Raw genomic sequence first — 12,066 nt, forward strand, 5'->3', positions numbered from 1 at the left:
GCTTTCTTTCTACCTCGGCTCACCAGGAGGTTCGCCCTCCCCGCATTTTGAGATAGATTCTATCTAAAACCAATTAACGCATAGTGAAAAACATCATGTCAAAAACCATCATTATTGGCGGGGGCGTCTCAGGCCTGACCGCAGCGCACCGATTACAACAACAAGGCCGCGACGTTTGCGTTCTTGAATCCAGCCCGCGCGTCGGCGGCGCGATCGAAACGAGTCCGCAAGACGGCTTTTTGTTTGAACGCGGCCCTAATTCATTCATGGACAACGAACCCGCCATGATGGATCTGTGTCATGAATTGCGACTCGAAAACCGCTTGCTCAAGCAGTCCATGCGCGGCAACAAGCGTTACATTTTTCTCAACGGCGCATTGCAAGAGGCGCCGATGGGGCCGGGCGGCTTATACAAGACGCCGTTGCTGTCCGGGGCGGCCAAGCGGGGTTTGCTGGCGGAACCGTTTCGCCGCTCCAACCGCAACGTCGAAGACGAACCGCTGGCCGATTTTGTCCGGCGGCGCTTGGGCAAAGAGGTGCTCGACAACATGGTGACGCCCTTCGTTTCGGGCGTGTATGCCGGCGACCCTGAGAAACTCAGCCTGCGTTCGAGTTTTTCGATCTTATATGATTTAGAACGCCAAAGCGGCAGCCTGGTTTTGGGCGGCCTTAGCAAAGCGTTTGCAAAAAAAGACCCCAATAAACCCAAGAAGCCGCGCTCGAAAAATTTGTGTTCATTTATCGACGGCATGGATGAATTGCCGCGCGCGTTGTCGGCGTCGTTGGGCGAAAGCCTGCGGGTCAACGCGCCCGTCAGTAAGGTTGAACAGAACGAAAACGGCGGCTGGCGCGTGTTTGTCGAAGGCGATGCGAATCCCATCGAAGGCGGCGCTGTGATCGCGACCGCACCTGCTTACACGTTGGGCGAGTTGCTCAAAGAGCAACTGCCCAAGACGGCGGACTATTTCAAAACCATAACCTATAACCGTATGGTGGTGATGGGGCTGGGCTTTCAGCGGGCCGACATCGAACACCCCTGCGACGGCTTCGGCTATCTTGTGCCGCGTCGGCAAGGGCCGCGCTTTTTGGGCAGCATTTGGAGCTCAACGCTGTTCCCGCTGCGGGCGCCGGGCGGTTGTATCGCCTTTACCTGTTTCATCGGCGGAGGCCTCGACCCTGAGGCCTATGACATGAGCGACGACGACCTGCGTTCTACCGTCATGCGCGATCTTCACCTATGCGTCGGCGTCAAAGGCGAACCGGTCGCCGAACAAATCGTGCGTTGGCATAAGGCCATCCCACAGTATCCCGTTGGACACCATGACCGCTTGGAAACCTTAGCGCAAGAATTGAAAAAGGCGCCCGGCTTATTTATCACGGGCAACTTCACGCGCGGCGTTTCGGTCAATGACTGTATCCGCAACGCCCGTCAGACCGCCGATGCGGTCGCCGCGTTTTTGCCGTCGGCGCCTGCCCGGGAGGCTGTTACATGAAAATTGACGTATTAGTAATGACCTACGGCGAACCGCCGGAGCGAAAATTTTTCCAGCAATGGACCTATTCCAACAAAATTCTCTATAAACTCACGCGCATGGTTGCGCCCATTCCCAAACTGATTGTCCCGATTATTGGCGCGATGCGTGGATGGGGGCGGATCAAAGATTGGCGCGCGTTAGATTATACGTCGCCGCTCGAAGCGATTACTGAAAGACAAGCCGCTGGCGTTGCGCGCGAGTTGCAGGCGCAGTTTCCTGATATCGAATGGCGTGTGCATATTGGTTATGAATTTCGCGATCCGTCGCAAGCGGCCATGTTGGAGAATATCCGCCAGTCGGGCTGCGAAGAGTTGGTGATCGTTCCCATGTACGCCGCTGAGTCGGATTTCACTGACGGTATTACTAAGAGCGATTTTGAAGCCTATCAATCCAAAAACGGGCGCCCGCTGCCCGAAGCCAAATTCGTTACCTTTCATCCCCATCACGCTGAATTGGCTGACGTGATGACGCAGTATATTCTCGCCGAAGCCGAAACCTTGGGCTATAGCGAAGAAGACCGCAAGAAAACCGGCTTGCTGCTGGGCTGCCATGGCACGGTCATCAACCCGCCGCCAGGCATTTTTGATACGGGCTATTGCGGCACGAGCATGGTGTATCAATTGCTCAAAGAACGCCTGGAACCTCACTTCGCCGCAGCGCCCATCGGTTGGTTTAACCATCGCCTCGGCGGAGACTGGACGCAGCCCACAGCGGATATTTCGCTTAAAGAAATGATGGACGCGGGCATCGAGCGCTTTCTTTATTTCCCCTTTGGCTTCGTCGCCGATAACGCCGAAACGCAACTCGAACCCAAAGCAGTTTTCGAAGGTGCGGGTAAAGAGTACGATCACTTGTTGTGTGTGAACGACAACCCGGCGTTTCTACAAATGCTGGCGCGCGTCATTCACTATCGTCTCGATCACGAGCCGCCCCAACACGAGCCGTTGCCCGAACATCAAGCGGCGTGATTCGATTGGAAACCAAAATACGATGACGGAAGACCGGACTTTTATTTTAGGAACGCGCGGCAGCCCGCTTGCGCTTTGGCAGGCGGAGCGCGTCAAAACGTTGTTGGCGGAGGCCCAGCCTGGCTGCAACGTCAAAATTGAAATCATCCACACCATCGGCGACAAAATTCTCGACAAGCCGTTGGTGCAAGTCGGCGGCAAAGGCATTTTTACCAAAGAAATTGAAAACGCTTTGCTCGACAAGAGCATCGACTTCGCCGTGCACAGTTTTAAAGACCTGCCGACGATGTTGCCGGAGGGCCTCGGCGTGACCGCGATTCCCGAACGCGACTCGCCGTTCGACGCGCTCATTTCGCGGCGCTACTCGTCATTGTTAGAAATGCCCGAAGCGCCCGTCATCGCGACGGGGAGCCTGCGCCGGCGCGCCCAGGTTTTGGCGCTACGTCCGAATGCGCAAGTGATCGACCTGCGCGGCAACGTCAATACGCGCTTTCAAAAATATAACGACGCCGATTGGGACGGCATGATTATGGCCCACGCCGCCATTCGCCGCATGGAATGGGAAGACCGTATTGCAGGCGTGATCCAACCCGGCGAAATGTTGCCCGCGCCCGCCCAAGGCGCCATCGCGATTGAATCGCGCATCGACGACGAAGAAACCCGGACGCTGCTACAAAGCATCCATGACGCCGAAACCGCAATTAGCGTCATGGCGGAGCGCTCGTTTCTCGCGACTTTGGAGGGCGGGTGTCAGGCGCCGATGGCGGCCTATGCGACGGTGAAAGACGGCCTTGTTACGTTGGAAGGGATGACATCGGCGCTCGACGGCAAGCCGATGTTGCGCGAGTCAAAACAGGCGCCATGCAAAGACGCCGAAGCGCTGGGCCGCGAGCTGGCGCAGTCGCTGCTCGACCAAGGCGCCGACGAAATTATCGAAACGCTCAAATCCCTCAATCAAAAATCCTGACAAGCATAATAGCGACAATGTTTGCAGCGCTATGTCTTACGCGCAGCCTTCGAGAATGATGGTTCCGCCCTCGCCGATTGTCTCATATTCGCCGATGCGCTTCACCAGGCATTTTGCCAAAGCGGCGTCGTCTACTGCGACCCACTTGGCTTCAGTCACTTCACTGAAATTCGGCGTGACCGAAGGCGGGAACGAAGTCGGCAGCCCCAACTGAAAATAATGCACCATCAACATACGGTCGGCGCTATCGTCAATCGCGTATCCATAGGCGAATAGCGCCGTCTTGCTGACTTGGACGGGCAGCGTCGCCTGTGAGTGCGCATAGCGGGTGACTGCGGTGACCAGGTCGGCGTTGGCGGCCGTTTTGAGGCCGTGGCGGTTGGGGTCGACAATGCCGCCGGGAAACGACCAGCCCAACGGCGAGCGATGGCGCACCAAAACAAACCCGCCGCCAAGATGCACAACCGCGAAGACCATCTCGTCTCCCGTCCATTCCATGCGGCGCGCTGCGTGGGCTTTCGCATCGACCTTGATGTCGCCCATTTCTTCAAAAAATTTAGATGTGGTGCAGCCTGCTAGCGCAATCGGGGCCGTCAGTAAAAAACGCCGACGGTTGAGCGTGATGGTTTGCGGGTCCATTTCAATTATCCTCACAAGAAGTATGCAGTACAGACAATAATAAGCCAAAAGCGGCCCGGCGTCGACTTGCGCCTTGCCCAAGCGGCGCGCTTCCGTTTCAATGGCGCCATGAGCGAACGCGCAAACCATTCCCGTGAGAATTGGCAATTCAGCCCCCGTCTGGCGCAAAAAATCCTCCTGGGTTTTGGGGGCGGCTTTGCGTTGCTATTGGCCGGGTTGATGATCGCCTCGTCGCATTTGCGCTATGCCTATGGAGACGCCGAGTATTTGACGGCGTTGTTTGCGCGCGGGTTCTTTCATCCAGGCGACGACCTCAACCCGTTAGTCCCGTATTCGCAAATTCATTTTCCCGCAGCGATTGTGATTTGGCTGTCGCTGCGTCTTGGCCCGTTGGGCGGATTATTGTTGTGGGCGGCGCAATCGCTGGTCGCATTCATGCTCATTCAGCGTATCTATCAGCTGGCGCAACGCCTGACGTCGCAAGCGCAAGCGTCGGCGGTTCTTGGCGTCGCGCTGGTTCACCCGGGCGTTTGGGCGGCGATGCTCTATGCGCCCACTCAAGCCGCGACTGCGTGGCTGGCGCTTGAAGCCATGCGGCGCGTCATGGACGCTCCGGTAAAGCGCAATCAAGCAGCCGCCATGTTTGCGCTGTTGGTGTTGTCGTTCTGCGGCGGCAATGGTTTCTTCTGGGCGCTAGCGATTAGCGCGTTTGGCGGCTTCATCTGTTTTCATGCGAAGCGGTATGCGTCGGGTGGGATGTTGTTGGCGGCATTGGCGCCTGCGTTGTCGATGTACTGCGTATTAAGCGCCGCTTGGGGAACCGTTGGCGGGCCGGGTTTGTTAAACCTCCCCCGATTGTGGAACACCGTCGGCTGGACGCCGTTGATGAACGGCCTCTGGACGCAAAACGCGCAAGCGGCGTTGGTATGGTTGGGGCAGGGCGCCTTGCTGCTGCCGCCCGCGATGATTGCATTTGGCGTGTTGGCGCTGCTGGGCGTCTCGACGGCTCGCGGCGCAGCGGTTTTCTTTTGCCGGTTTGTATTGATTGCGTGTATTGCGCACCTCTGCGTGGGTGCGTTTTCTCCATTGGGCGACTATCAAACCTTCGCGCTGGTTTCTCAGCTTTCTTTGTTGCTTCTTGCGGTGATGGGGCTTGGCTGGCTGGCGCAGCAATTTCACGCCGATTGGCTCTTGCCCGCAGGCGTAGCCGTCTTTGCATTGACGCTGCTGGTTTCGGTATTTTTTGAATTGCAACCGAAATGGGACCGGGCGCGCTTTCGTCAATCTCTCATTGAGGCGACGCGATCTGTGCTTGATGAACGCGGGGGCGGCGGCATGATGCAATTTTCGCCCGCGTTATTTGCTCACTTACCGGCGGATGTCGAAGTCGCTCCGATGGGAATGCACTGGCGTGTACGCTATCAAGAAAATTCAGTCCGCATGGCGCCGCCGACGATTGAAGCGGCGCTTCGCGTTCCCTGCCAATGGTTGGGGTTTTATCAACCGTTCGATGCTTCACAAACAGGGATGCTGGATTCCGCCCAAGGCCCGCTTCTCGACTCAGTCCGAGAAAACTATACGACGGAACGCAGCGGCGCCCTCGAACTTTGGCTGCGCTCACCAACCCGCTCGATTGCGTCAAGCCTTGATGCAGCCGGACAACAAACAACAGATGAAAAAGAATATTTCTCAAATGGGGGCGAAACTGCGCTGCAATCATTGGGCGAGCCGGTCGGGTTCGTCTGGGATTTTGAACACGGGTTTTCACGCACCCGGCAGGTCGGCGCTGCTTTTGGTTTGGAGCCGGACGTGAGCCAGAGCGCCGTCGGGTTCGCGAGCGCGGGGCCGGGCGGGGGCGGCGCCGGGCGAATGATGGGGTCGATTGCGTCTGAACCGTTTGTCATCGAAGGCGATGAACTGCGCTTCTTTGCTGACATCCCCAAGAGTTCCACCCAGACATTTTTTGCGTTGGCTGTCTACGATGAAGAACCCTGGGGCAACGCTGCGAAAATACAAACGGCCAAACATCTTTATGACCGCGCGCCCGGTGAAGTGTTGATGGGCGGCGCGTTTGTTTATATTCAGCCTGCGCAGTTGTCCTATGATGACGACAGCGTTTCAGGATGGCGGGTGGTTCGAACTTTGCAGAACTTCTCCAAACCGGGGTGGAACGAGTTTCGCTGGTCGATTGGAGCCTGGGCCGGGCGGCAGGCGATATGGTTGGCGGCTGACCGCGACCCGAACGCTGAGTTTCGGATAGACCATATCCAACAATGGAAGCGCGCGCCGGGCCGCTATTGGAACTTTGAAACCGGGGATTACGCGGGGTGGCAAGTTGAAGGCGAAGCCTTTGGCGACGCGCCTGCGATTGCTTCGCTCGGCGCACAAACGACTGTCTCCGGCTTTGAGGGAAACTACTTCGTTAATTCGTTCCATCAGGGGTCTGACGCGGCGCAGGGGCGTTTGATTTCGGAACCATTTTTGATCGAACACAACAAGTTATCTTTTTCTGTCGGCGGCGGTGATGATTTGCAGCGTACGTTTATTGGGTTGGACATCGGCGGCGAATTTGCGCTTCGCGCCAGCGGCGAACGCGACGAAACCCTGCGCCCGTTGGTATGGGACCTGACGCCGTGGCTGGGGCAATCGGCCCGGATCATCATCGAAGACAAATCCAGCGGTGCATGGGGACACGTTTTGGTCGATGATATCCAGATGACGAATACGCAATAAAAAACGACAGCAAAGAGATTTTCAGATCATGCGTTGAGAGAGGTTCAAAAATCAATCGAGAGCGGCTTGCTCTCAAACAAAGATATCGAGTTGAGCGCCGAGGCCAGCGGGGCGGATGCGTTCGCGTAATGACGCGCGCTGTTGTGGTTCTTCCAGTTTTGGGGCGTCGCTTTCCACTTTTTTTGCGGTGGCTTCGCGCATCTCTTGGAAATTCTCGTCGACAAAATCGGCGGTGCGTTGAAAATGTTCGGCCAGGTTTTGTTGCAGCTGCGACGCCGGGACGGGCCGGAACAATGATGTGCTTTGCAAATTTGGGTTGATCGCATTGAGTGCCATAGTCGTGTCCAATCAATGAATTGCTCTATCAAAAGGGCAATTGATATGCCAAACTCCATCAATTCGCATCATTGATCTTCAACACGTTGTAATAATTGGATTTACCTTGGCGCGAGACCGCAGCGGCGTGATTGATTTCGAGGCCGCTTCAGGCACTTTTTGCCGGAACGTCTTCGTTGTCAGTAAGCCATTTTTGCCCTTGGGTTTGGAACCCGCCTCCGGTATTGTTATAAACTCTGCTTCGATCATCGAAGTAGGGGTAAATGATGAATTGTTTTTTTGCCAAATGAAAAAAGGGGAGATGATCAAATGGAAGAAGCCGCTGGAATTCGGACAGGCGACTTAATTACATTACTGGCGTATTTTGCCGTCACCATCGGCATTGGCGTTTGGTGTGCGCGCCGCATGAACTCGACCGAAGGCTACTTCGTCGGTGGACGCGCCATGCCCGGCTGGGCGGTGGGCATCTCCATCATCGGCACCGCCATTAGTTCGGTCACGTTTCTGGCGTATCCCGGTTCGGCCTTCGTGGGCGACTGGAGCCGCCTGGTTCCCAATTTTACCATCCCCATCGGCGCGATATTTGCGGTGTTGGTGTTTGTTCCGTTCTATCGCCGCGCCCGCATCGTCAGCGTCAATGAATATCTCGAACTGCGTTTCGCGCCCTGGGCGCGCGCCTATAGCTGCGTCATGTGGACCATCATCCAGTTTTTCCGTATGGGCGTGATTTTGTTTTTGATCGCGCTGGCGGTGAACGCCATGACCGGCTACAGCATTTCGTTTCTGATTGTCGTCTTAGGAATTTTAATCATCATTTATACCGTCATGGGCGGGATCGAGGCCGTCATCTGGACGGACGTGATCCAAACCATCGTGTTGATGCTGGGCGGGTTGGTTTGTATTGCCGTCGTGTTCCTGGAAGTGCCGGGCGGCGCATCGGGCGTGTTCAACCAGGCATGGGACGCCTCAAAATTTCACCTGTCCGCCGACCTCGATTGGAACTTCACCCAAATGACCATCTGGGTCGCGATTCTGTTTGGGCTCAATCAAAACATACAGGAATTCGCCTCTGACCAGACCAAGGTGCAACGCTATTGCGCGGCAAAGAGCGACAGCCAGGCTGCGCAGGCGACCCTGTTCGGCGGCTTCGGCTGCATCCCGGTGTGGATGATCTTCATGTTCGTCGGTACCTGTCTGTGGGCGTTTTATACGGTTGCGTTCCCGGCGGTATTGCCGGCGGGCATTCTCGAAGACCAGGTGTTCCCCTATTTCATTCTCACTGAATTGCCGATTGGCCTGGCGGGCTTCGTCATGGCGGCGGTGATGGCGGCGGCGATGTCGTCGATTGACTCGAGCCTGAATGGTACCGCAGCGGTCATCACCAGCGATTTGTACAAGCGCTTTTTTGTTCCAGGAAAAGACGATTCGCATTATCTCAACGTCGGGCGGACGCTCACCATTATTTGCGGCGGATTGATGATTTTCAGTTCATGGGGGCTATATAACATCATCACCGCAGGCATGATCGAGCAGAAGACCTTTCTCGATTCGATCTTCTTCTTCTACGCGTTGCTCGCGGGCGGAGTTGGCGGATTGTTCATACTCGGCTTCTTCACCACCCGCGCCAATAGCCAGGGCGTGTTGGTTGGAATCATCTTTGCAATCATTGTGACTTTGTGGATGAGTGCCAGTTCGTTGGGGATTTTAACAGGCGAATCGGCGTCGACGTTTCATAAGCTGATGATCGGCGTGGTCAGCAACATCGTCGCGTTTGTGTTGGGATACGCGTGTAGTTATCTGTTTGCGAGACCGACTCAAGATAAACTCGATAACCTGACCGTATGGACGTGGAATAAAGAGGCTACTGATACATCATCCAATCCGTAGCCGATGAAGCGGGTGCGCGTTGGTGTGAGAGCATCCACTGAAAGAGTTCTTCGTTGTAGGCGAACGGCCCGACGTCGTGCAGCAGCCCGTTGATGACGGTCAGGCGCGTATCGCCGCCCGCTGCCTGGATATCAGCGACGAAGTCCTGCACCAGTTCGAGTGGAATCAACGGGTCGCGGTCGGCGACGAAAGCCCAAACGGGCGTTTGAGCAAGCGCGACCGCATCGCCGACGAAGGTCTCTTCAGGATGCGCATCGCGAAAATCGAAGCCTCGTTTTGCGCCTTCCGGCCCGAAGATAATTTGAAAGATCAACTCGCGTTCCTGATAGGCGAGTTCGAGGTTGCCGTTGGCCGCTTGCGGCGCAATCGCGGCGAAGCGCTGTGGATAGGCCGACGCCATCGCCCACGAACCAAAGCCGCCCATGCTGAACCCCGTCAGGTAAATCCGCGTCAGGTCAATTGGATAGTGCTGACGAATTTCGACTAACAGCTCATCCAGTTTGGTGGAGCGCCACAGCGGGTCAGTTCGCAATGGCGTGACGATGATGAACTCGTTCAAACTCGGATATTGCGCATCGACAACGGCGGGCAATTGCAATAAGCCGGGAATGTTTTCGTTCAGCGTTGCCCCCATGTCGCTATCCAGCCCTTCGCCGCCGTGCAGGTAAATCATCAGCGGCCAGATCATATCGACGTCAGGATTATAATTCGGCGGCAGCCAGATCAGGTAATTGAAATAGCCCGGCGAATCAACGAACGCCTGCCGCCCGGCAGACGGTTCCTGCGCATGTGCGATGTGAAATAAAAACGCCAGACCAAAACAAATACCGAAGATATATTTTTTCATTTTCAATTCAATCATAAAATTCTCTGGGTGCATTCACGCTTATGTGTTCTGTTTTATTCTAGTGTTCCATGATTTTTTTCTTCAAGGTGGTCAGCGATTTCATGAATCGCGAAAACGATGCGCCTCAACACGGATAATCCATAAACGACAAGAAAGAAAGCAAAAGCGATATACAGTATGGGAAATATCAGACCAACCAAACCCGTCAGCATGAGGTCGCCGCCTTTCTTCTTTGTTGATTGATTGATTTAACGCTTTCTCAACACGCTCTAAGCCATGCGCAAGACGCACCAATAAATAGAGAAAATAGAATGGCATGACTAACCAGAACAATAAAAATATGAGTTCCACCGTCGTCTCCTGTTTGCGTTCAATCTAGTATATTTTCAAATCGAGACTCTAATAGATACCCTAAACCACAATAAAACATTCATGCCTGGAATTCTATGATTACTTTTGATTTACCCACTATGTTTCCGCCGGGGACAATGATTTCGTTGCTGCAATCGAGTTATCTGGAACTGCCCGCGACGACCGAAGAGACGGCCTATCATCACGCGCAATGGCGGCGGACGGAGCGGCTCGCGCTTGAAGACCCCGACGTTGCGGCGTGCGTGTTCATCACCTGTCTGGACGGGCAGCCGATTGGCTTTGGTTCGTTTGATCCGCGAGGAAAAATCGGAGCCGTGGGGCAGAACGTGATTCACCCTGACCATCGCGGCGGGGGCTACGGGCGCGAGCAACTGCGCGAGATTCTGAAACGCTTGCGAGAACGCGGCTGCACGTTCGCCCGCGTCAAAACCGGAGAACACGCATTCTTCGCGCCTGCGCAGGCGATGTATCTATCCTGTGGATTTAAAGAACGCCGCCGCTATTGGCGCGAGGAAATCGACTCGTTCCGCATGGTGGAGTTTGTGGTTGATCTCGAAGCAGCGCTCTAATTGTCTGAATTATTCTGCTTCATTCATCCGCTGCAAGAGGTAATGGTCGGTCAACACCAGCGCCGCCATGGCTTCGACAATCGGCACCGCGCGCGGCAACACGCAGGGGTCATGGCGCCCGCGCGGTTTGAGCACAGTTTTCTTCTTATCGGATGTGATAGTTTTTTGCGGCTGCAAGATGGTGGCGGTCGGTTTGAAGGCCACACGAAACACAATGTTCTCGCCGTTGCTGATGCCGCCCTGTACGCCGCCGGAACGGTTGGTGCGGGTGCGCACCTTGCCGCGTGAGACATAAAACTCGTCGTTGTGCTCCGAGCCTTTCATCTCAATGGATGAAAACCCCGAACCGATTTCGAACCCTTTGGTCGCGGGCAGCGACATCATCGCTTTCGCCAGATCAGCTTCGAGGCGGTCGAACACCGGGTCGCCCAATCCAACCGGGACATTGCGCACCACGCATTCGATGATCCCCCCCACCGAATCGCCTTCGCGCCGCATTTTGTCCACATACTGGTACATTTTTTCCGCAAGCACGGGGTCGGGGCATCGTACGTCGTTTGCTTCTATATCTTTCATGCGCACTTTGTTGGGGTCTACTTCGGCGACGAGTTTGTGAATCTGCTTGACGTAAGCGATCACCTCGACGCCGCAGCGCGTTTTTAAAATGGTCTTGGCGATCGCGCCCGCCGCCACCCGTCCGATGGTTTCGCGCGCGCTGGTGCGTCCGCCGCCGCGATGGTCGCGAAAGCCGTACTTGGCGTCGTAGGTATAGTCGGCGTGTGAAGGGCGGTAGGCCGCCGTCATTTCGTTGTAGTCTTTCGAGCGGTGGTCTTTGTTGCGCACCATCATCGAAATGGGCGTACCCAGCGTCTGGCCTTCAAACACGCCGGAAAGAATTTCGACCTCATCGCCTTCGCGGCGCTGGCTGACAATCAGGCTCTGGCCGGGTTTGCGGCGGTCGAGTTCGCGTTGAATGGTTTTAATTTCAACCGGGACCTGCGGCGGACAACCGTCCACCACCACGCCGACCGCGCCGCCGTGCGACTCGCCCCAGGTTGAGATGCGAAAAACATGTCCAAAAATATCGCCCATAATCTTTTATCGTTCTTGAAATAGATTTAATCAATATCCAGTCTATCGTCTCAAACAACATTCGTGAATGTTTTCGCTTGATAGTAAGCGCGGTTGTCTTTACGCTAGAGGCTTCGCATTG

General features: G+C 55.5%; 12 protein-coding genes. 7 read left to right on the plus strand and 5 right to left on the minus strand.

Annotated features, from left to right (window positions below; translation table 11 throughout):
- The first annotated feature begins 95 nt into the window (after nt 1-95).
- The 3 genes from hemG to hemC are packed head-to-tail and all read left to right on the plus strand — an operon-like array spanning nt 96 to nt 3,470.
- Nucleotides 96-1,493 carry a protoporphyrinogen oxidase gene (gene hemG / locus P9L94_11945; protein MDP8244788.1) on the plus strand — a complete coding sequence of 466 codons (1,398 nt, stop codon included), beginning with the start codon at nt 96-98 and terminating at the stop codon, nt 1,491-1,493.
- Complete coding sequence (locus P9L94_11950; GenBank protein ID MDP8244789.1) at nt 1,490-2,503, plus strand: ferrochelatase; 1,014 nt, start codon at nt 1,490-1,492, stop codon at nt 2,501-2,503. The genes hemG and P9L94_11950 overlap by 4 nt, the downstream gene beginning before the upstream one ends.
- A 22-nt stretch (nt 2,504-2,525) precedes the next feature.
- On the plus strand, nt 2,526-3,470 hold the full coding sequence (gene hemC, locus P9L94_11955) for a hydroxymethylbilane synthase (protein ID MDP8244790.1): 945 nt from the start codon (nt 2,526-2,528) through the stop codon (nt 3,468-3,470).
- Nucleotides 3,471-3,506: 36 nt separating this feature from the next.
- Here the strand turns inward: hemC and P9L94_11960 are convergent, their stop codons facing one another.
- Nucleotides 3,507-4,256 carry an NUDIX hydrolase gene (locus P9L94_11960; protein ID MDP8244791.1) on the minus strand — a complete coding sequence of 250 codons (750 nt, stop codon included), beginning with the start codon at nt 4,254-4,256 and terminating at the stop codon, nt 3,507-3,509.
- Between P9L94_11960 and P9L94_11965 the strand changes: the two genes are divergently transcribed.
- A complete protein-coding gene (locus tag P9L94_11965) occupies nt 4,218-6,842 on the plus strand; it encodes a hypothetical protein (protein ID MDP8244792.1) in 2,625 nt (874 codons plus the stop codon). The two genes, P9L94_11960 and P9L94_11965, sit on opposite strands and share 39 nt — an antisense overlap.
- Before the next feature lie 72 nt (nt 6,843-6,914).
- Here the strand turns inward: P9L94_11965 and P9L94_11970 are convergent, their stop codons facing one another.
- Nucleotides 6,915-7,178, minus strand: a complete 264-nt coding sequence (locus tag P9L94_11970; protein ID MDP8244793.1) for a hypothetical protein — start codon at nt 7,176-7,178, stop codon at nt 6,915-6,917.
- A gap of 106 nt (nt 7,179-7,284) precedes the next feature.
- On the opposite strand from P9L94_11970, the gene P9L94_11975 reads away from it, so the two are divergent.
- Nucleotides 7,285-7,524: a hypothetical protein gene (locus P9L94_11975; GenBank protein ID MDP8244794.1), complete on the plus strand. Its 240-nt coding sequence runs from the start codon at nt 7,285-7,287 to the stop codon at nt 7,522-7,524.
- Nucleotides 7,488-9,065: a sodium:solute symporter gene (locus P9L94_11980; protein ID MDP8244795.1), complete on the plus strand. Its 1,578-nt coding sequence runs from the start codon at nt 7,488-7,490 to the stop codon at nt 9,063-9,065. Before P9L94_11975 ends, P9L94_11980 begins: the two co-directional genes overlap by 37 nt.
- On the opposite strand, the gene P9L94_11985 is transcribed toward P9L94_11980, so the two are convergent.
- Complete coding sequence (locus P9L94_11985; protein MDP8244796.1) at nt 9,040-9,927, minus strand: alpha/beta fold hydrolase; 888 nt, start codon at nt 9,925-9,927, stop codon at nt 9,040-9,042. The genes P9L94_11980 and P9L94_11985 overlap by 26 nt on opposite strands.
- Nucleotides 9,928-10,011: 84 nt before the next feature.
- The gene (locus P9L94_11990; protein ID MDP8244797.1) at nt 10,012-10,263 is read right to left on the minus strand and encodes a hypothetical protein; all 252 of its coding nucleotides are present in this window, start codon (nt 10,261-10,263) and stop codon (nt 10,012-10,014) included.
- A gap of 95 nt (nt 10,264-10,358) precedes the next feature.
- Here P9L94_11990 and P9L94_11995 point away from each other — a divergent pair, with 95 nt between their 5' ends.
- Nucleotides 10,359-10,853: a GNAT family N-acetyltransferase gene (locus P9L94_11995; GenBank protein ID MDP8244798.1), complete on the plus strand. Its 495-nt coding sequence runs from the start codon at nt 10,359-10,361 to the stop codon at nt 10,851-10,853.
- A 9-nt stretch (nt 10,854-10,862) separates the two neighbouring features.
- Here P9L94_11995 and aroC read toward each other — a convergent pair whose 3' ends face one another.
- Nucleotides 10,863-11,945 (minus strand): chorismate synthase, encoded by a 1,083-nt coding sequence (gene aroC / locus P9L94_12000; GenBank protein ID MDP8244799.1) that lies wholly within the window; start codon nt 11,943-11,945, stop codon nt 10,863-10,865.
- Nucleotides 11,946-12,066: the final 121 nt, after the last annotated feature.

Source organism: Candidatus Hinthialibacter antarcticus (assembly GCA_030765645.1).
Taxonomy (GTDB): domain Bacteria; phylum Hinthialibacterota; class Hinthialibacteria; order Hinthialibacterales; family Hinthialibacteraceae; genus Hinthialibacter; species Hinthialibacter antarcticus.

What these genes read in the sequence shown, in the direction of transcription:
- P9L94_11950 (MDP8244789.1), top strand. Translation starts at nt 1,490, where the DNA reads ATGAAAATTGACGTATTAGTAATGACCTACGGCGAACCGCCGGAGCGA.
- P9L94_11985 (MDP8244796.1), bottom strand. Translation starts at nt 9,927, where the DNA reads ATGATTGAATTGAAAATGAAAAAATATATCTTCGGTATTTGTTTTGGT.
- hemC (MDP8244790.1), top strand. Translation starts at nt 2,526, where the DNA reads ATGACGGAAGACCGGACTTTTATTTTAGGAACGCGCGGCAGCCCGCTT.
- P9L94_11970 (MDP8244793.1), bottom strand. Translation starts at nt 7,178, where the DNA reads ATGGCACTCAATGCGATCAACCCAAATTTGCAAAGCACATCATTGTTC.
- P9L94_11980 (MDP8244795.1), top strand. Translation starts at nt 7,488, where the DNA reads ATGGAAGAAGCCGCTGGAATTCGGACAGGCGACTTAATTACATTACTG.
- aroC (MDP8244799.1), bottom strand. Translation starts at nt 11,945, where the DNA reads ATGGGCGATATTTTTGGACATGTTTTTCGCATCTCAACCTGGGGCGAG.
- hemG (MDP8244788.1), top strand. Translation starts at nt 96, where the DNA reads ATGTCAAAAACCATCATTATTGGCGGGGGCGTCTCAGGCCTGACCGCA.
- P9L94_11965 (MDP8244792.1), top strand. Translation starts at nt 4,218, where the DNA reads ATGAGCGAACGCGCAAACCATTCCCGTGAGAATTGGCAATTCAGCCCC.
- P9L94_11995 (MDP8244798.1), top strand. Translation starts at nt 10,359, where the DNA reads ATGATTACTTTTGATTTACCCACTATGTTTCCGCCGGGGACAATGATT.